Below are 18269 nucleotides of genomic sequence, written 5' to 3'. Positions count from 1 at the left end.
TGACAGCGTACGGCCAAACGTGCGATTTCGACAGGACCCCGGCCCCCTCCTCTTGGACCGTGCCGGCGCCCCGGGCGCCTCAGGGAAGGTCCGACGGGATCTCCTGCTCGGCCCAGATGATCTTGCCCTCCCCTGTGTAGCGGGCGCCCCAGCGGTGGGCGAGCTGGGCCACCAGGAAGAGTCCGCGGCCGCCCTCGTCGGTGCTGCGGGCGTGCCTGAGCCGGGGCGCGGTGCTGCTGCCGTCGGCGACCTCGCAGGTCAGCCGGGCGTCACGCAACAGCCGTAGCCGGATGGGCGGTTCGGCATAGCGGATGGCGTTGGTGACCAGCTCGCTGACGATGAGTTCGGTGGTCATGGCCAGTTCGTCGTAGCCCCACGCCGAGACCTGGCGGGTCGCCTCGGCCCGGACGTCGGCGACGGCGGCCGGGTCTACGGGCACCTCCCAGGAGACGACGTGGTCGGCGCCCAGGGCGTGGGTGCGGACCAGCAGCAGGGCGACGTCGTCGGGCTGGGGAACGGTGACCAGCTGCTGCACGGTGGCCGCGCACAGCGCGTCCAGTTCGGTGGCGGGGCCGGCCAGCGCGACGCGGAGCCGGGACATGCCCTTCTCGACGTCCTGGTCGGCACCTTCGATGAGGCCGTCGGTGTAGAGGCCGAACAGACTGTTCTCGGCGAGTTCGATCTCGGTCGCCTCGAAGGCCATGCCGCCCAGCCCGAGCGGTGGTCCGGCGGGCATGTCGGGGAAGTGGACCCGCCCGTCGGGTGCGACCACGACGGGCGGCGGGTGTCCCGCCCGGGCCATGGCGCACCGGCGGGTCACCGGGTCGTAGACGGCGTACAGGCAGGTCGCTCCGACAAAGGTGGTCGTGCTGCCGTCTGAGGCCGTGCCGCCGCTCTCCTCCTCCCCCAGTCGCAGCACGAGGTCGTCGAGGTGGGCGAGGAGCTCGTCGGGGGGCATCTCCATGTCGGCGAGCGTCTGTACGGCGGTGCGCAGCCGGCCCATGCTGGCCGCCGCGGCGAGGCCGTGGCCCACTACGTCGCCGACGACCAGACCGACCCGGGCGCCGGACAGCGGGATGACGTCGAACCAGTCGCCGCCGACACCGTCCGTCGCGTCCGCCGGCAGGTAGGAGGAGGCCACGTCCAGCGCCGTACCCCCGGTCAGCGCCTGGGGCAGCAGGCTGCGCTGCAGGGTGACGGCCGCCGTGTGCTCCCTCGTGTAGCGGCGGGCGTTGTCGACGCAGACGGCGGCGCGCGCGACCAGTTCCTGGGCGAGCAGGACGTCGTCGGGCCGGAACGAGATCTGGTTGAGCGAGCGGGCGAACGTGGTGAGGCCCAGGACGGTGTTCCGCGCCCGCATGGGGACCGAGATCAGGGAGTGCAGGCCGAACTCCCTGATGCGGGCCGTCCGCGCGGGCTGCTCGGTGACCCACAGGTGGTCGTCCGGGTCGAGCACCGGGATGATGATGGGCTCGCCCCCGATGAGCAGGTCGATGCCGTGCGGTGGGGGCAGGAAGTCGACCCGGTCGCCGATCCGCGCCACCGCCTCGGGGCTGCCCTCGCGCACGGTCTTGAGCGCGGCCCGCCGCATCGACGGTCTGGCGGGCGCCGGGCCCGCGTCGGTCAGCCAGGTGCCGTGTCCCTCGGTGCTGAGGACGGGCTCCAGGAGGTCGACGATGACGAAGTCGGCGAAGCGGGGGACGGCGAAGTCGGCGAGTTCCTGGGCGGTGCGCAGCACGTCGAGGGTGGTGCCGATGCGGGTACCTGCCTCGTTGACCAGCGACAGCAACTGCCGGGCGTTCCACCGCTCGGTGACGTCGGAGACCATGTAGCAGACGCCGGTCACCGAGCCGCCGGCGTCGACGAGGGGGAAGAACGAGGTGGAGTAGGCGCGTTGCCGGTGCGGGTCGGCCCAGCTCCAGCCGAGGTACTCGTAGTCGGTGACCGGCTCCCGGGTCAGGAGCACCTTGCGCATCAGGCCCTCGATGGTGCTGGCCTGCAGTCCGGGCAGCAGTTCGCTGAGCCGGCGTCCCAGGCGCTGTTCCCTCGGGACTCCGCCGAACTGCTCCAGGGTGTCGTTCAGCCAGACGTAGCGCAGGTCCAGGTCCATCACGGCCATGCCGATCGGCGAGCGGGTGAGGAACCCGTCGAGGACGGACTGGCCCATCGTCCACTGGGGCCGCTGCTCTCGGGCCGAGAGGAGGAAGCACTCCTCGCCGCCCATCCGGAAGGACGCGGAGATCCGCAGGTCGACGATGATGCTGCGGCCGTCGCGGTGCAGTACCGGGACGAGGCCGCTCCAGCCCATGCCGGAGCGGCAGCGCTCGGCGACACCCGCGGCGCGGGCCGGGTCGGGGCGCATGGCGAGCAGGCGCCCCGCGGAGCGGCCGACCACCCTGGCGGCCGGGTGGCCGAGCAGTGCCTCGGCGCCGCGGGTCCAGCCGATCACGACGCCCCGGGACGACAGCACCGCCGCCGCGTCGCTGGAGGCGTCGAGGAGATCGCGCGGGCCCGCGGAGGCCGGCACGTCGAAACCTTCTCGCGGAGAATCCATCGATTACATCCTCTATGTACCCCGATATTCCTGCTTGCCCGCCCGATACGCGCGGGCCGACGGGAGCGGGGAGGACCCCTCCAAGGGCGTCCGGCCCGGTGTCCTGGGGTTGGGGTGGGCCGTGTGGCGGGGGCAGCATGGAAGTGCCGCAGCAGCGGCATCGGCCCGCCGGCCGATGGAGGTGGTTGAGGCATGGCTGTGGGTTCCCTGCGGTCCGGTGACCCCGACGGCCCCGGCCGCCCGGGGTACGGCCCCGGGCTGCCCCGCCCGACGGGTCTGCTGGACGTGCTGAGCGTGGCCGCGGTGGCACTGGATTCGCAGGGCCGGATCGTCTTCTGGACCCCGCAGGCCGAGGAACTCTTCGGCTACCCGGCCGAGGAGGCCCTGGGCGAGTACGCGGCGCGACTGCTCGTGCACCCGGACCATCTGAAGGCCGCGGTGAGCCTCTTCACCGAGGTGCTGGAGACCGGCCAGAGCTGGGCCGGTGCCTTCCCGGTCCGGCACAAGGACGGCGGCAGCCGGCTCATGGAGTTCCGCAGCATGCGGCTGATGGACGACGTGGGCGACATCTACGCACTGGGGATCGTGGCCGACCACACGATGCTCCAAAGGGTGGAGACCGACCTGGCGCTGTGCGAGCGGCTGATCAACCAGTCCCCGATCGGCCTGGCCCTCCTCGACCCCGACCTGCGCTATCTGCTGGTCAACCCGGCGCTGGAACGCATCGACGGCATTCCCGCCGAGGAGCACATCGGACGCCATCTGCGGGAGGCCCTGTCGCTGCCCGACATCGACTCCGTGGAGTCGGCGCTGCGGCAGGTGCTCACCACGGGCACGCCGCTGCTCGACCAGTACCACGTGGGCCGGCCCCCGGCGGATCCGGAGCGTGAGCACGCCTGGTCGCTGTCGTTCTACCGACTGGAGGACCACGGCGGCCGGGTCCTGGGCGCGGCGACCTCGGTCGTCGACGTCACCGAGCGGCACCGCGCGGCCGCCGAGGCCGACCGGGCCCGCAGACGGCTCGCCCTCATCGCCGACGCCTCCGCGCGGGTGGGCACCTCGCTGGAGGTGGAGCGTACGGCGCATGAGCTGGCCGAGATCGCCACCCCGGTCCTCGCGGACGTGGTCGCCGTGGACGTGCTGGACTCGGCGCTCGCGCTGCGCCGTTCCCGCAGACCGGAGAACGGCCCGGAGCTGTTCCGGGCCCTGGCCCTCGAAGCGGCCCATCCCACGGTCGCGCTGCGTGCCGCCGATCCGCTCGGCGACCTGGCCGCCTACGACGGCGACCGGCTGGTGACCCTCTGCGTCCACACGGCCCGGCCGGTCCTGGTCCCCCGTGTCGGCGCGCACGATCTGTCGCGTATCGCCCGCAACGCCGAGGCGGGCGCCCTGTTGGCGCAGGCCGGGGTGCACTCGTACCTCGTCGTACCCCTCATCGCGCACGGCGAGGTGCTCGGCGCCTTCGATCTCAAGCGCACCCGCAATCCGCTCCCCTTCGACGAGGACGACGTGGTCCTCGCCACCGAGCTGGCCGGGCGGGCCGCCGTGGCCATCGACAACGCCCGCTGGTTCCAGAGCGTCCGCAACACCGCCCTCACCCTCCAGCGCAGCCTCCTCCCCGACCACGCGCCGCACCACACGGGCCTGGAGCTGGCCTCGCGCTACCAGCCGGCCCAGGCGACCAGCGAGGTGGGCGGCGACTGGTACGACGTGATCCCGCTGTCGGGCGACCGGACCGTGCTGGTCGTCGGGGACGTGATGGGCAACGGCATCGACGCGGCCGCCACCATGGGCCGGCTGCGCACCGCCACCTGCGCGTACGCGGACCTGGAACTGCCCCCGGCCGCGGTGCTCCAGCACCTGGACAAGATCACCTGCGATCTGGAGCACTACATCGTCACATGTCTGTACGGGGTGTACGACCCGCACACCAGGCGCTGCGAATTCGCCAACGCGGGTCATATGCCGCCCGCGCTGGTGCACTCCGGGCACGCCGCCACCCTGCTCGAACTGCCGCCCGCCGCGCCGCTCGGTGTCGGCGGCATCCCCTTCGAGACCACCACCGTCGACCTCACCGCCGGTGACCTGCTGGTCCTGTACACCGACGGCCTGGTCGAGACCCGCCGCCACCCCATCGACGACCGCCTCAGCGTGCTGCTCGGCTTCCTCGACGAGCCCCACCGGCCGCTGGAGCAGACCTGCGACCTGCTGCTGCACGGCCTGCGCCACCCCGACGACCACGACGACGTGGCGCTGCTGATCGCGCGGGCGCTCTGAGCGGGCTCTCTGAGCGGGCGCTCTGAGCGGGCGCTCTAACGCGTGCCGCAGCACTCCGTACGGCAGTAGCAGGACGCCGTGATCGGTACGTCCGCCGTCGCGGCGGCGAGCTTCAGCTGCTGGGCCACGATCCGTGCCTCGCCGTCCTTGCCGAGCCGCTGGAGGCATTCGTGGAAGCCGTGCAGGGACCAGACGTTGCCGGGGTGCTGCAGCGGCCGGGGCAGGGTGTCGTCCAGGCCGAGGTCGGCGCGGTAGACCGCCTCGGCCTCCTCGACCCTGCCGCGTTCCAGGAGCAGGGCGCCGTAGGCGTGCCGGGTGGGCTGCATCCAGCCCCAGGGCTCGTCGTAGGGGAGGTTGTCGTCCAGGTCGACCGAGCGCCGCAGGGCGGCGAACGCGGTGTCGAAGTCGCCCTTGCGGTAGGCGAGTTCGCCGTCCAGCAGCGCGGACGCGATGGCCAGGATGTCGGCGCAGGTGTTGTTGAACAGCATGCGGGTGGCGGGGACCGCGGCGACCGCGTCCCGGAAACGGGCGCGTTCCGCCTCCGCTTCGGCGATCCTGCCGGTGGCCGCGTGGGCGACTCCGCGCGCGTAGTGGTGCATCGCGGTGGTCACGCAGTACAGCAGGGGGTCGGCGGGCTGCGGCAGGCGCAGGATGTCGTCCCAGCGGCCGAAGCGGATCAGGATGTGCACCCGCATCGCGAGGAAGCCCTCCAGCCAGTCGGCCATCGGCGGGCTCTGCACGCGCAGCAGTTCTTCCGGCACGGCGGCTTCGAGCCGTTCGGCCGTGGCGAGGGCGTCCTGGAGACGGCCCAGGAACATCGCGCCGTAGATCCCGAAGTGGAGGTTGTGGCAGCGGTAGAGGGTGTAGAAGTTCAGCGCTCCGGCGCGGGCGTGGTACTTCTCGTCGGCGGCGACGGCCGCGGCGTTGTCGGAGACCACGCGCCGGTAGTCGCCGCAGAGGACCTCCAGGTGCGAGGGCATGTGCTGGAGGTGCCCGGCGTCGGGGACCAGGTCGCGCAACCGGTCGGCGACCGGCAGGGCGGTCTCGGGGGTGGGTGACATCTCCATCAGGTGGATGTAGAGGTGCAGCAGCCCGGGGTGCCGGGGGCCCGCCTCGGCGCCGAGGGCCCGCTCCAGCACGGCCCTGGCCTCCGGGGTGCGGGCTCCGTCGGCGGGCCGGCCGGTGCGGATGTCCCAGAGCTGCCAGGGGGTGAGGTTCATCAGGGCGTCGGCGTAGAGGGTCGCCACGTCGAGGTCGTCGGGCGCCAGTTCGTGGACGGCCCGCATGCTGTCGGCGTAGGCGGTGTTCCACACCGAGCAGGCCTCCGCGTCCGGGGCCGCGGCCTGCGGGTAGCGGGCGCGCAGCGCCTCGATGAGGGCACGTTCGACGGGGGTCGCGTGTGCGGCCTTGGCGTGGGCGCGTTCCACGGCGGTGTGCGTGCGCTCCACCGTCCGGGCCAGGTCGTCCTGGTCGAAGAACTCCCAGGGTTTGTTGTAGTTGGGGCCGAGGGCGTAGGCCACGCCCCAGTCGGCCATCGCACAGTCCGGGTCCGCCGCGCCGGCGGCCTCGAAACAGCGGGCGGCTTCCTCGTGGTTGAAGGCGTAGGTCCAGATGAGTCCCCGGTCGAACCAGGTCTGTGCCTCGGGGGACGACGTCGTCACGCGCCGGCTGTGACGGCCCAGGTCGTAGTAGTCCACGGCGGCGACCCTATCGGCGGAAGGCGGCGGAAGATCCCGGTGTCATCCGAACTCATGAGAAGGGCGCGGCGGTTGACGGACCGCCGCCGCGCCCCTGGTGCCGGTGGTGCTCAAGTGGTGCTCAGGTGATCCTCAGGGAGCGACCGCGCGGCCGGTCTGCGTGGAGATCCGCCCGGAGCACAGTCCCTTGGCCGCAAGGCTCTGTGCGATGCGCGGGATCGCGGCCAGGGTGTTGGCGGGCCACTCGTGCATGAGGATGATCTGGCCGCTCGTGAGCCGGGAGACGGCCTGCACGATGGCGTCGGTGCTCGCGCCGTTCCAGTCCTGCGAGTCGACGTCCCAGATGATCTCGGTGAGCCGGTACTTGGCCTCGACCGTGTGCACGGTCGCGTTGGTCTCGCCGTACGGCGGCCGGAACAGGGTCGGTGTCCCGCCACCGGCGCTCGCGATGGCCGACTGGGTGCGGGAGATCTCCGAGTCGATCTGCGCCTGGGTCTCCTGGGTCAGATGCGGGTGGGTGTAGCTGTGGTTGCCGACCCACATGCCCGCCCCGATCTCGGCCTGGACCTGGGCGGGGTAGGCGGCCGCGTACTGGCCCTCGTTGAACATCGTGGCCCGCAGCCCGTTGGCCTTGAGTGCGCTGAGCAGGCTCGGGGTGTGGGCGGTGGACGGCCCGTCGTCGAAGGTGAGACCGACGTAACCGGCACAGGTGGCGGACTGGGCCGGGGCGGCGCCGACGGCGAGGGTGCCCGCGGCGGCCAGCGCGATCGCGGCGGCCGTTGCCAGCAGGGGGCGTGACGAGTGCTGCGCTGCGGCACCCATCACGCCACCGTGATGGTGGAGCTGCCGCTGCTCTGGTAACCCTCGGTCGCGAGGATCTGGTAGTAGCTGAAGCTGCCGAGGGACATGCCGGCCCTGGCCCAGGCGTCGAAGTGGTTGCCGGTGGTGATGGTGCCGCCCGTCCGCTTCGACTGGCGGACGCTCCAGTACTGGTTGAAGGTCTTGGTGCCTTCGACGGACGGGGCGTTGTACCGCGTCGTCAGATAGATGTCGTAGGTGCCGCCGTCGCTGGTGACGCTGCCCTTGTACGTCCCGGTGGGCCGGTAGGTGCCCCAGTTGTCGACGATGTAGTACTCGACGAGCGGGTTGGACGTCCAGCCGTAGAGGGACAGGTAGCCGTTGCCGGACGGGCTGAAGCTGCCGGAGTAGGTCACGTTGCGGCGGGCGCCGGTGCTCCAGCCCTTGCCGCAGACGAAGTTGCCGGTGTTGCTCCAGTTGCTGCCGTAGTTGCCGCCGGAACCGAGCGTCATGGAGACCGTGCCCTGCGCGTCGGTCCAGAACGAGTAGTAGTAGCCGTTGTTGGTACCGGTCTGGTTCGTGGTGACGACCGTGGCGGCACGGGCGGTGCCGGGCAGGGCCAGCCCGGCGGCGGCGCCCAGCAGCAGTGCGCCTGCGCCGCGGCGGCTCAGTGCGTGGTCGAGCGGGTTCATGCAGTGCCTCCTCGTGTGGCCTGTGCGGGTGTGGCTTGCTGGGCAGTGTTGGTCTGGCCATGTCACCTGTCAACAGTTTCGGTGATTATTTCGAAACCTTCGATTCACTCAGGGCGCTATTTACGCAGCTCAAATGCAGAGAAATTCGCCTATCGATCGCGAGAGTCGACAATCGGCCAATTCAAGATCAATTACCTTCACGGAAAATCCCGAATGTTTCGTAACCGGATGCGAATGCTGCCGTCGCGCCGGAACATGCCGCTGAGTGGAGCAATCACCGGCGCGGCGGGCGGTGGCCCGGAAGGCTGGGAGTCTTGTCGAGATTCGTATGCCAGGAGTCCCGGGTGAGGCACGACGGTCGCCACTCAGCACTGCCCGCTCCCCCCGCTTCCCCCACGTGGATGCGTTGGCTTCCCGTCCTGTACGTCGTGGGCGTGCTGGTGCTCGAACCGATCACGCCGGTGGAGTGGCCGGTGAGCTTCCTGCTGATCGCACTCCCCCTGGTGACCGCCTTCGCACATGTGGCGGTCGTCGTCGCCGGCGCCACCGTCTTCGCCATCGGCTTCGAGATGCTGCTGGCCGGCACCGCGTGCTGTGCGGGCCGCCCCGTGGGCTACATCTGGGAGCGCCACTATGTGGCCGCCTACGTGTGTACGGCTCTGGTGGGCGCCCTGGGCACGATCTTCGCCGCGCACCGGACCCGCCGGGAACGCACGCTGGCCGACGTCCGGTTCGTGGCCGAGATCGCACAGCGCGTCCTGCTCAGACCGGTCCCGCACCGGATCGGGAACCTGCTGCTGGAGAGCTTCTACCTGTCCGCCGCCGCGGAGGCCCGGATCGGCGGCGACCTCTACGAGGCCGTGCCGACCGCGTACGGAGTACGCCTGCTCATCGGTGACGTACGCGGCAAGGGGCTGCTCGCCGTGGAGACCGCGGCCACCATGCTGGGCGCGTTCCGTGAGGCCGCGCACGACGAACCCGACCTGCATGCCCTCGTGGAGCGGGTGGACACCAGCATGTCACGACGGGCGGGCCAGTTGGGCGGCAGCGAGGTGGCCGAACGGTTCGTCACGGCCGTCTTCGCCGAGATCCCCGGCGGCGGTGACGACAGGGTCGTCCGCATCCTCAACTGCGGCCATCCACCACCGCTGCTCATCCGCCCCGGCGAGGTCCGTGAACTGGACCTCGGGCGGCCGGGGCCACCGCTGAACCTCGGCATGCTCGTCCGGGACCCCTACCGCGTCGACACCTACCCCTTCGGCCCCGGCGACCAGCTCCTCCTGTACACGGACGGCGTCACGGAGACCCGGGATCCGGACGGCTCCTTCTATCCCCTGCTCCAGCGGCTGCGTTCCTGGGGGCCTTTGCCGCCCGCGGAGCTGCTGGAACGGCTCCATGAGGACCTGCTGGCCTACAGCCACGACCAGTTGCAGGACGACACGGCCGCGCTCACCGCCTTCCTGCTCCCCGAGGGAACGACCGGGAGGCCGGGCGCCCCCCACACCGGCCCGGACGCCGGGGCGCCCGACGAGCCGCAGCCGTGACGGAGCGCGGGAAGCACGGCGACGGCTACGGCGAGCTCGGTGTCCCGGCCGCCGTCCTAGCGGGACGCGTCCACGGGATCAACGCCGGGACGTCGGCGCGGTAAGCGTCGTAGGAAGCCCCGAACTGACCGGCCATGAGCGCGTCCTCGGCCCGGACGCGGAGCAGCAGCCACGGAACGACGACCACGAGGACGGCTGTCCAGACGCCGAAGCCGCAGGCCAGCATGGCGCCGACGACCAGTCCGAGCAAGCCGGTGTATATGGGATGGCGAATTAGCCGGTAAGGGCCGTCCGTACGCAGCTCGTGATGCTCCTGGACCATCGGCACGCTGGCCCACATCGTGCCCAGGACCCAGCGGGCCCACAGCAGCAGCGCCGTGGAGGCGACGGCGAGCAGGCCCCCGAGGAGCGCGAGCTCGGGCTGCCAGTACCGAAGATGGCGCCAGATGTCCCCGGAGTACCTGATCAGCGAGGAGAACAGGTAGGCGCCTGCGATCAGCAGAACGCGGCGGGGCAACGCGCGACGCAGGCCGCGCCCCCAGCCCCGCACGCCGCCCTGGCTCTTCAGACCGAAGTAGACGGCACCCGCGATCCAGGCCGCGGCAAAGACCACGATGCAGATGCCGGTGACGGTGACGAGTGCGGAGTGAAGTGAACCCATGCCTCAAGGCTGCGCCTGGAGGGGTGCGGATCACCACCACCCACGGGTCGATGGAGAGACCTCCACCCGTGGTGGGAGACCCGCCGGGGTTGTGAGCAGGTGGCGTTCGATGGCACTTGAGCGTGTTCTGGCGCGCATGAGTGAGCCTCCTGGCAACGGCAGGCACGATGGGGAACGGGAGTTCTTGGATCGAATGCGTGACCTTCACTGATGGTGGTCGTTGGGTGTGATGACGGATGTCTGCGACATCGGGCCGGGGGTGAACGGGGTGGGGAGACTACGGGAGGTGGCGGCGCCGTTCGTGGTGCCCGGCCCTTCGGGGGGCGCGGTACCGCATCCACGAAGACACAGGCCGCGGGCGCTGGTACCTGACCGCGTCCTGGACGATCCCGCCAGTCCAAACCGTGCCACTCGCGGTGGCCCGTGCCGGTGGTCTGATCGGCTTCGACACCAACGCCGACCACCTGGCCGCCGGGCGCCTCGACGAACACGGCAACCCCACCGGCAGCCCCCGGCGCTTCGACTACGACCTGTCCGGCACCGCCCAGCACCGCGACGCCCAAGTCCGACACGCCCTGATCCGCCTGCTGCACTGGGCCCAGCGCCACCACCTCGCGATCGCGATCGAGGACCTCGACTTCCAGGCGGAGAAAACCCGCGAGAAGCACGGCCGCAAGAAGCGCTTCCGCAAGCTGATCTCCGGCATGCCCACCTCCCGGCTGCGGGCCCGGCTCGTGTCCATGGCAGCCGAACTCGGCATCCCCGTCGTCGCCGTCGACCCCGCCTACACCAGCCGCTGGAGCGCCCAGCACTGCCAGCAACCCCTTACCACCACAACCAGGAAGACCACTCGCCACGACGCAGCCGCCGTGGCGATCGGAAGGCGCGCCCTGGGGCACCCGATCCGGCGTCGGACGGCACCGCCCCCACACGACCGGAGCGATCGTGTGGGGCATCGGACCGTCCAGGCCGGACCGGTGGCCCCGGGACGTGAGGGAAACCGCCCCCGCATCCCCGGACCACGGACACGATCCGTGCCGCCCGGACGCGGCGCGAAAGCGGTCGACCAGAGCGCCCACCACCGTTCGGGGCGTTCGGCTGAGCATGAGCCCTGGCAACAGGGCTCACTCCCGCTCAGTCTTTAGGAACGGTCAGAGGAAGCTGACCCCCTGGGCCAGGGTGAGTTCGCCCGAGTAGTTGATGGTGTTGGTCGCCGAGCGCATGTACGCCTTCCAGGCGTCGGAGCCGGACTCGCGGCCGCCGCCGGTGTCCTTCTCGCCGCCGAAGGCGCCGCCGATCTCGGCTCCTGAGGTGCCGATGTTGACGTTGGCGATACCGCAGTCGGAGCCGGCGGCGGACAGGAAGATCTCGGCCTCCCGCTGGTCGCGGGTGAAGATGCTGGACGACAGGCCCTGCGGGACGTCGTTGTGCAGCGCGATCGCCTCGTCGAGGGTGTCGTAGGTGAGGACGTACAGGATCGGAGCGAAGGTCTCCTCCCGTACGACGCCGGTCTGTTCGTCCACGCGGACGAGCACGGGTTCGGTGTAGGCCGCCGCCGGTGCCGCCTCGGCGAGGCGCCGGTTCCCGCCTGCCAGGACCTTGCCGCCCTGGGCCTGGACACGGGTGAGGGCGTGCCGCATGGCGTCGAGGGCGGTGGTGGAGATCAGCGGGCCGACCAGTGTCGTCTCGTCGAACGGGCTGCCGACGGGGAGTTTGCCGTAGACGGCGGTCAGGCGCTCGACGAGGGTGTCGGCGATGTCGCGGTGGACGATCAGTCGGCGCAGCGTGGTGCAGCGCTGGCCCGCCGTGCCGGCCGCGGCGAAGACGATGCCCTGGACGGCGAGGTCGAGGTCGGCGGAGGGGGCGACGATCGCGGCGTTGTTGCCGCCGAGTTCCAGCAGGCTGCGGCCGAAGCGGGCGGCGACCCGCGGGCCGACCTCGCGGCCCATGCGGGTGGAGCCGGTGGCGCTGACGAGGGCCACGCGGGGGTCGTCGACGAGCTTCTCGCCGACCGCGCGGTCCCCGAGCAGGAGTCGGTGCACGTCGCGGGGTGCGCCGACCTCGTCGGCGGCCCGGGCCAGCAGACGGTGGCAGGCCAGGGCGGTGAGCGGGGTGAGTTCGGAGGGCTTCCAGATCACGGTGTCGCCGCAGACGAGCGCGACGGCGGTGTTCCAGGACCACACGGCCGCGGGGAAGTTGAAGGCGGAGATGACGCCGACCACGCCGAGCGGGTGCCAGGTCTCGGCGAGGCGGTGGCCGGGGCGTTCGGAGGCGATCGTACGGCCGTACAACTGGCGGGAGAGGCCGACCGCGAAGTCACAGATGTCGATCATCTCCTGGATCTCGCCGAGCGCCTCGGAGCGGATCTTGCCCGCCTCGATGGTGACGAGATCGGCCAGGTCGCCCTTGTGCTCGCGCAGCAACTCGCCCAGCCGGCGGACGAGTTCACCGCGGCGTGGGGCGGGTGTGGTGCGCCAGGCGAGGAAGGCGGTACGGGCGGCCGCAAGGGCTTCTTCGATGTCGGTGCCGGTGGCCGCCTTCAACCCGAACAGGTTCTCGCCGGTGATGGGGGTACGGGCCGGGAAGTCCTGGCCCTCTGTCACCTCCGCACCGATGTTCCGCAGGCAGGTCCGGGCGCGGGCGCGCAGGTCGTCCGTGGTGGGCAGCGCGTTGCTGGTCATCGTGGTCCTCCAGGGGGTGGCGGGTCAGCGGAGGGTGGTGGTGAGGCCGAGCGAGCGGGCGACATGGGCGAGGGAGCGGTTCTGCTGCTGCTCATAGAGGGCGAAGGGGTCGAGGACCTCGCGTTCGACGGCGCCGGAGAGCCAGTCGGCGTCGTAGGCGGTGCCCGTCTGTCCGTTGTCGCGGGTGCCCTGGCCGCTGAGGTTGGACTGGAAGATGCCGGCGGCGGAGCGGGGCAGGAAGTCCTCGTAGACGATGGGCTGGGCGCGCACCCAGCCCTGCCGCACCAGTTCGGCGAGACCGGCGGGCGGTGTGCCGCCGTCACTCGGCCGGTCGTCGGCGAGGCGGTAGGTGAAGTACGCCAGTCCCCCGGCCGCGAGTTCTTCCTCGCTGCCGGGCATATGGCGCTCCCACACGGCACGCGCGATGTCGTCGCGGCTCTCGACGGGGCTTCGGGACGCCAACTCGTCGACACGGCCGAGGAGTTCGTCGTACAGAGCACGTCCGGTACGGGTGAGGGCGATACCGCGGGCCTCGACCTCGCCGAAGCGGACCCGCAGTTCGCCGCTGACGACGCTGCCGTCCTCGGCGCGCATCGGGCGGGGTTCGGCCAGGGCGCGGAAGGAGGTCTGGCGCAGCAGGACGTCCGGGCCCTTCCAGGCCGGTGGGCCCTGGATGGTGTCGATCATCTCGACGCCGCGGTCCGTCATACGGCGGTACAGCTCGTCGATGTCCAGGACGCGCGGGGTGAGGTGGTTGATGTGCGTGCTGCGGACTCCGCCGATGTCGGCGGCGACGGCGGAGACCTGCTCCAGGGTGCGGTACCAGGCCCGGTCCACCGGTTCCTTCGACAACTCGAAGACGCCGACGGCCAGCCGGAGGAAGCGCTCGGCGTCGTCCTTGGGCAGTTCGCGCTCGGCCGCGGCGCGGTCGGCCAGCGTGAGCAGCTCCGGCGGGAAGAGCTCACGGCCGGCGAGGAAGGTCTCCAGACGTGCGCGCAGGCCGGCGTCGAAGAAGCGGGGGTCGGCCGGGGTGAGCATGGAGGTGAACACCCGGAAGGGGTTGCGGGCGAGTTCCTCGCCGTCGACCGGGCGGAAGGCGGTGGAGACGACGGGGACGGCGCTGGCCGCGGCCTCCCGCAGGTCGTAGAAGCCGACGGGGTGCATACCGAGGGCACCGAAGACGCGGGCGACCTGCTGGAGTTCCCGCGGGGTGCCGACGCGGATGGCTCCGTGCCGCTCCGCGGTCACCCGGCCGATGGACCCGAGGCGTTCGGCGTCGGCTCCCTGTGCGCGCAGGACGTCCTCGTTGACCTCGCGGGAGACGTCCACCAGCGTCGTGTAGGCGGGAACCTCCTGCCCGTACATCTCCGACAACCGCACCGCGAACGCGGCCCGCAGCTGCCATTGACTGATCGTCGACATGGTTCGGCCTTTCGGTCGGGGATCGCGCGACTCAGGGCTTCGGGGCGGAACCGGCGCCGGCCACGGGCGCCCGCGAGGGCGGGGGCGCAGTGCGGTCGGCGGATCATGTCACCGATGGTCGCCGACCGGGCCCCTGCCGTACAGAAGGCGGGGCGGGTGTCGGGGCCTGCGGGCGGCGCGCTCAGACGAGGGTGCGGGTGCGGGTCGCGCAGTGCCAGGAGGTGGTGCCGGGCGTCCTCGTAGACCTTGAGGTGCCAGTCTGCCGCCCGCAGGGCGGGGGCGCGTTTCTCCTCGGCCGTCAGGTCGTCCGGGTCCAGGGGGCGTCCGTGGCGGGCGGCGCGCGGCACGGCCGGACGGGTGGAAGAGGAGGAGTACGCCGTCGGGAGTGGTCACCCTGGCCCGTTCGCGCAGCGCCGCGGCGGGGTCGGGGACGTGGTTGACTGGCCGGACGTGCCATCAGCCGGCTCAGCCATCGTGCGGTGTTCTTCACCGGTATCGCGGGCGGGCGGAAGAAGGACCTGGCTCGCGGAGACGTCGTCGTCGCCACTCACGTGTGGGCTTGCCAAGGCGGCCGGCAGGAGACGGGTCGCGCCGCATCCGCGCGACCAGGCGCACCCTGGCCCTGACCCACGATCTCGGGAGCTGTCCGGGCGAGATGATCTCCTTCATCTCCATGCCGGGCAACGAACGCGCTCCTGGGCAGCGCCCGGCCCACGGCTGGAGGCCTGGGCCGCGCGCAGTTCATCGGGGGGATCGGCTGCCTTGACCTGCAGGGTGTGCAAGGGATCGCCGACTCCCGTACGGCGTCGTGCGGGTCCGTTGCGGCCCGGCCGGACCTGCCTCATGCCTCATGCCCGAATGATCGTGAGCACCCAGTCGCGCAGTTCGGCCATCGAGTTCTCGTCCGGGGCCTCTACGTTGAGCCGCAGCAGCGGCTCCGTGTTCGACGGGCGGACGTTGAACCAGCGGCCGTCTCCCAGATCCACGGTCAGGCCGTCGAGGCGGTCGATGCCGGCTCCGTCGATGCTGCGGCAGGCGGACTCGACATCGTTCAGCGCGGCTGGCGTGTCCGCCACCGTGGTGTTGATCTCGCCCGAGGAGACGTAGCGCGTGTAGGGGGCGAGCAGTTCCGACAGCGGCCGGTGCTGTTCGGCGAGCGCGGCCAGCACGTGCAGAGCCGTGAGCATCCCGGTGTCCGCCCGCCAGAAGTCGCGGAAGTAGTAGTGGCCGGAGTGCTCGCCGCCGAAGACCGCGTCGTACTCCGCCATGCGCGTCTTCATGAAGGAATGTCCGACCCGCGAGCGGATCGGAGTGCCTCCGTGCTCGCGGATGATCTCCACGGCCGCGGCGGAGGTGATGACGTTGTGCACGATCGCGGCACCGAGATGACGTGTCAGCTCACGGGCTGCGACCAGGCCGACGATTGCCGACGGGCTGACGGGAGCGCCCTGTTCGTCGACGAAGAAGCAGCGGTCGGCATCGCCGTCGAAGGCCAGTCCGATGTCCGCGCCGCTCGCGCACACCGCCGCCTGCAGGTCCACGAGGTTCTTCGGCTCCAGCGGGTTCGCCTCATGGTTGGGGAAGGATCCGTCCAACTCGAAGTAGAGCGGGATCAATGTGACAGGCAGGTCGGTCATGACGGCCGGAACGGTGTGTCCGGCCATGCCGTTTCCGGCGTCGACGACCACCTTCAGCAGACGGGTCGGCTTGATCTGTACCAGTGAGGTGAGGTGATCGGCATACCTGTACAGCAGGTCGAGATGGGTCGTTGTCCCGGGACGGAGGGCGGGAGCAGGCATGTCGCCGGTCTCCAGCCAGGCCCTGATCTGCTCCAGGCCGGTGCCCTCTCCTACGGGGGACGCCCCGGCACGGCAGAGTTTGATGCCGTTGTACTGGGCCGGATTGTGGCTGGCCGTGATCATCGCTCCGGGCAGGTCCAGGCTGCCGGAGGCGTAGTAGAGGTAGTCCGTCGAGCCCAGGCCGGCGTCGATCACATCGGCTCCCGCGGTGTTGACGCCTGCGGCGAAGGCCGAGGCGAGCGCGCCCGAGGTGGCGCGCATGTCCCGGGCCACGACCACACGCGAGGCGCCTGTCAGCCGTACGAACAGGGCGCCGATCCGTTCGGCGATCCCTGTGTCGAGCTGGGCGGGGACCTCACCGCGGATGTCGTACGCCTTGATCAAGCTGGAGTAGTCGGTCATGTGGTGCCTTTCGGGGGTTTCGGAGGAGAGGTGCCTGTCAGGCGGCTTCGGCTCCGGCTCCGGCGAGCCACCCGAACGCGGTGATCTCCGCGGAAGCGGTCTTCAGGTCCTTCGCGTTGTCCACGCCTCGCCAGTAGCCGTTGATGCGATAAGCCGTCAGCCGGTCCTGCGCAGCGAGGGACGGGAACGTGGTGTCCTCGTGGTCCCCGAGGTCCGGCAGCAGCCCGGTCACCTCAGGCTCGAACAGGTAGACGCCCGCGTTGATCCAGTGCGGCAGCACCGGAGCTTCGTCGAACCGGGTGACACGGTCGTCGCTGCTCAGCTCCACGACGCCGTACGGTGATTTCAGCGGGGTCACCGCGATCGTGGCCAGAGCGGAGCGCTCGACATGGGTGCGGGCCAGGTCGCGCAGCGAGAAGCGGGAAAGGATGTCCCCGTTCAGGCCCGCCCAGCGCTCATCGGGGTGCGGCAACTGACGGGCCGCATGCTTGAGGCCACCGCCGCGGCCGAGGGGCTCGTCCTCGACCACGATGCGGACTCGCAGGGGCAGCGGGTGGGTGGCCGTGTACTCCTTGAGGACCTCCGCGAGGTGGCCGCAGGAGACGACGACGTCCTCGATGCCTTCGGCTGCCAGCCAGTGCGCCTGGTGTTCGAGGATGGGTCGACCGGCGACCTGGACCAGGGCTTTGGGGACCCGGTCGGTGTGCGGGCGAAGGCGGCTGGCCTGACCGCCGGCGAGGATCACCGCCTGACGGACCGTCGGGAAGTCCTGGTTGGTCGCGGTGGGGCTGGGCGTGTTGCTCATGGTGTCTCCCGAGGGATGATGCGTGCGTGTGTCAGGCTCCGCTGAGCGGGCCGATGGGGCGGGTGGAGACGGCGAAGCCGGCGAAGTCGGCGTACTGGCCGCGAGGGGTCGCCCAACTCGGATCGCTGCCGCCGAAGAATGTGGAGAAGAAGATTCCGTCGATGCCGAGTGCGTTCGTGGTCCGGAACTCCAGGCCGCCGACGTGCAGCACGGTTCTGTTGTCGACGGTCACGTCGACGGTGCCGTCGGAGCGGCCCGGGGTGTTGAGCCGGACGGCCTGCTCGACACAGACCCAGCGGCCGGTGGGCCAGCGCCAGGCGCCGCGGTCGAGCGACGTGCCGTGCTGGACGGAGGTGGGCAGGTAGGCATACACCTCGGCCGCACCGCCCAGGCGCCACATGTAACGAGTGGACAGGCCGTCTGCGCCGTCGGGGATCCGTCGGCCGCTGGTGACTGTGCCTCCGTACAGGCCGGGCAGCTTGCCGCCCTTGACGAAGTCGAACTCCCGTGGAAAGCGGAGGTAGTACCTCAGGTGCAGTGAGTCCGTCGGCCCCGACTTCAGGGGGAGGTAGAGCTGAGCGCCGCCTTCCGGCCGGCCGAATTTCCGGGCCACCGTCGGGCTCGCCGATCCGGCCGGATACCTGACCCGCAGCACCTGCCCCAGCCTGGGGTCGCGGCGCGGCAGGAACACGGCCCGCGACAGTCCGAACGAGCCCCGGCCCACCGGCCGTACCGTCGGTCCGAAGAACTGCTGCACACCGTCCGCGTCGTCGCTCAGCGCGGTGGTGGGACCAGCATGGGGCGCGGCACTTCGGCCGCCGCTGTCCCCGTCACCGCCTCCGTGATCCGTCGAGGGACCTGAGCACGCGGCGAGCATGATGAGCGCCGCCGCACCGCACAGCGCCATGGATCGCCTTCTGCGCATGAGACCACTCCT

Annotated in this window: 12 protein-coding genes and 2 pseudogenes; 4 read left to right on the top strand and 10 right to left on the bottom strand. The window is 71.0% G+C overall.

Annotated elements, in window-relative coordinates; genetic code table 11:
* Positions 1 to 79: 79 nt before the first annotated feature.
* A complete protein-coding gene (locus ACIRR9_RS30145) occupies positions 80 to 2554 on the bottom strand; it encodes a SpoIIE family protein phosphatase (RefSeq protein WP_403758096.1) in 2475 nt (824 codons plus the stop codon).
* Between the two features lie 192 nt (positions 2555 to 2746).
* On the opposite strand from ACIRR9_RS30145, the gene ACIRR9_RS30140 reads away from it, so the two are divergent.
* Positions 2747 to 4831, top strand: a complete 2085-nt coding sequence (locus tag ACIRR9_RS30140; protein WP_403758093.1) for a SpoIIE family protein phosphatase — start codon at positions 2747 to 2749, stop codon at positions 4829 to 4831.
* A 35-nt stretch (positions 4832 to 4866) separates the two neighbouring features.
* Here the strand turns inward: ACIRR9_RS30140 and ACIRR9_RS30135 are convergent, their stop codons facing one another.
* From ACIRR9_RS30135 to ACIRR9_RS30125, 3 genes and pseudogenes are all read right to left on the bottom strand, one after another.
* On the bottom strand, positions 4867 to 6528 hold the full coding sequence (locus ACIRR9_RS30135; protein ID WP_403758090.1) for a hypothetical protein: 1662 nt from the start codon (positions 6526 to 6528) through the stop codon (positions 4867 to 4869).
* A gap of 135 nt (positions 6529 to 6663) precedes the next feature.
* Positions 6664 to 7350: pseudogene (locus tag ACIRR9_RS30130) on the bottom strand (polysaccharide deacetylase family protein); the annotation flags it as partial.
* Positions 7350 to 8018 carry a glycoside hydrolase family 11 protein gene (locus tag ACIRR9_RS30125; RefSeq protein ID WP_403758088.1) on the bottom strand — a complete coding sequence of 223 codons (669 nt, stop codon included), beginning with the start codon at positions 8016 to 8018 and terminating at the stop codon, positions 7350 to 7352. The pseudogene ACIRR9_RS30130 and the gene ACIRR9_RS30125, both read right to left, overlap by 1 nt.
* Before the next feature lie 401 nt (positions 8019 to 8419).
* Between ACIRR9_RS30125 and ACIRR9_RS30120 the strand changes: the two genes are divergently transcribed.
* Positions 8420 to 9562 carry a PP2C family protein-serine/threonine phosphatase gene (locus ACIRR9_RS30120; RefSeq protein ID WP_403758085.1) on the top strand — a complete coding sequence of 381 codons (1143 nt, stop codon included), beginning with the start codon at positions 8420 to 8422 and terminating at the stop codon, positions 9560 to 9562.
* 25 nt (positions 9563 to 9587) lie between these two features.
* Here ACIRR9_RS30120 and ACIRR9_RS30115 read toward each other — a convergent pair whose 3' ends face one another.
* Positions 9588 to 10223 carry a methyltransferase family protein gene (locus tag ACIRR9_RS30115; RefSeq protein ID WP_403758083.1) on the bottom strand — a complete coding sequence of 212 codons (636 nt, stop codon included), beginning with the start codon at positions 10221 to 10223 and terminating at the stop codon, positions 9588 to 9590.
* Between the two features lie 311 nt (positions 10224 to 10534).
* Between ACIRR9_RS30115 and ACIRR9_RS30110 the strand changes: the two are divergent.
* Positions 10535 to 11368: pseudogene (locus ACIRR9_RS30110) on the top strand (IS200/IS605 family accessory protein TnpB-related protein); the annotation flags it as partial.
* Between the two features lie 6 nt (positions 11369 to 11374).
* On the opposite strand, the gene ACIRR9_RS30105 reads toward ACIRR9_RS30110, so the two are convergent.
* Both ACIRR9_RS30105 and ACIRR9_RS30100 read right to left on the bottom strand, forming a co-directional pair.
* The gene (locus tag ACIRR9_RS30105; protein WP_403758081.1) at positions 11375 to 12904 is read right to left on the bottom strand and encodes an aldehyde dehydrogenase family protein; all 1530 of its coding nucleotides are present in this window, start codon (positions 12902 to 12904) and stop codon (positions 11375 to 11377) included.
* A gap of 24 nt (positions 12905 to 12928) precedes the next feature.
* Positions 12929 to 14326: a 2-oxoadipate dioxygenase/decarboxylase family protein gene (locus ACIRR9_RS30100; RefSeq protein WP_403758078.1), complete on the bottom strand. Its 1398-nt coding sequence runs from the start codon at positions 14324 to 14326 to the stop codon at positions 12929 to 12931.
* Positions 14327 to 14766: 440 nt separating this feature from the next.
* Here ACIRR9_RS30100 and ACIRR9_RS30095 point away from each other — a divergent pair, with 440 nt between their 5' ends.
* On the top strand, positions 14767 to 14952 hold the full coding sequence (locus ACIRR9_RS30095; RefSeq protein WP_403758474.1) for a hypothetical protein: 186 nt from the start codon (positions 14767 to 14769) through the stop codon (positions 14950 to 14952).
* Between the two features lie 222 nt (positions 14953 to 15174).
* Here the strand turns inward: ACIRR9_RS30095 and ACIRR9_RS30090 are convergent, their stop codons facing one another.
* Genes ACIRR9_RS30090 through ACIRR9_RS30080 form a run of 3 tightly spaced genes read right to left on the bottom strand, consistent with a single transcriptional unit; the run spans position 15175 to position 18257 of the window.
* Positions 15175 to 16527, bottom strand: coding sequence for a phosphomannomutase/phosphoglucomutase (locus ACIRR9_RS30090; protein WP_403758075.1), 1353 nt, complete (start codon positions 16525 to 16527; stop codon positions 15175 to 15177).
* A 37-nt stretch (positions 16528 to 16564) separates the two neighbouring features.
* Complete coding sequence (locus tag ACIRR9_RS30085; protein WP_403758072.1) at positions 16565 to 17332, bottom strand: NDP-sugar synthase; 768 nt, start codon at positions 17330 to 17332, stop codon at positions 16565 to 16567.
* Between the two features lie 31 nt (positions 17333 to 17363).
* Complete coding sequence (locus tag ACIRR9_RS30080; protein WP_403758069.1) at positions 17364 to 18257, bottom strand: polysaccharide lyase; 894 nt, start codon at positions 18255 to 18257, stop codon at positions 17364 to 17366.
* Between the last annotated feature and the right edge of the window lie 12 nt (positions 18258 to 18269).

The organism is Streptomyces sp. NPDC101234 (genome assembly GCF_044767525.1).
GTDB lineage: Bacteria > Actinomycetota > Actinomycetes > Streptomycetales > Streptomycetaceae > Streptomyces > Streptomyces sasae.
This window is presented reverse-complemented; position numbering and strand designations above follow the sequence as displayed.

What these genes read in the sequence shown, in the direction of transcription:
- ACIRR9_RS30145 (WP_403758096.1), bottom strand. Translation starts at nt 2,554, where the DNA reads ATGGATTCTCCGCGAGAAGGTTTCGACGTGCCGGCCTCCGCGGGCCCG.
- ACIRR9_RS30140 (WP_403758093.1), top strand. Translation starts at nt 2,747, where the DNA reads ATGGCTGTGGGTTCCCTGCGGTCCGGTGACCCCGACGGCCCCGGCCGC.
- ACIRR9_RS30125 (WP_403758088.1), bottom strand. Translation starts at nt 8,018, where the DNA reads ATGAACCCGCTCGACCACGCACTGAGCCGCCGCGGCGCAGGCGCACTG.
- ACIRR9_RS30120 (WP_403758085.1), top strand. Translation starts at nt 8,420, where the DNA reads ATGCGTTGGCTTCCCGTCCTGTACGTCGTGGGCGTGCTGGTGCTCGAA.
- ACIRR9_RS30115 (WP_403758083.1), bottom strand. Translation starts at nt 10,223, where the DNA reads ATGGGTTCACTTCACTCCGCACTCGTCACCGTCACCGGCATCTGCATC.
- ACIRR9_RS30105 (WP_403758081.1), bottom strand. Translation starts at nt 12,904, where the DNA reads ATGACCAGCAACGCGCTGCCCACCACGGACGACCTGCGCGCCCGCGCC.
- ACIRR9_RS30100 (WP_403758078.1), bottom strand. Translation starts at nt 14,326, where the DNA reads ATGTCGACGATCAGTCAATGGCAGCTGCGGGCCGCGTTCGCGGTGCGG.
- ACIRR9_RS30090 (WP_403758075.1), bottom strand. Translation starts at nt 16,527, where the DNA reads ATGACCGACTACTCCAGCTTGATCAAGGCGTACGACATCCGCGGTGAG.
- ACIRR9_RS30085 (WP_403758072.1), bottom strand. Translation starts at nt 17,332, where the DNA reads ATGAGCAACACGCCCAGCCCCACCGCGACCAACCAGGACTTCCCGACG.
- ACIRR9_RS30080 (WP_403758069.1), bottom strand. Translation starts at nt 18,257, where the DNA reads ATGCGCAGAAGGCGATCCATGGCGCTGTGCGGTGCGGCGGCGCTCATC.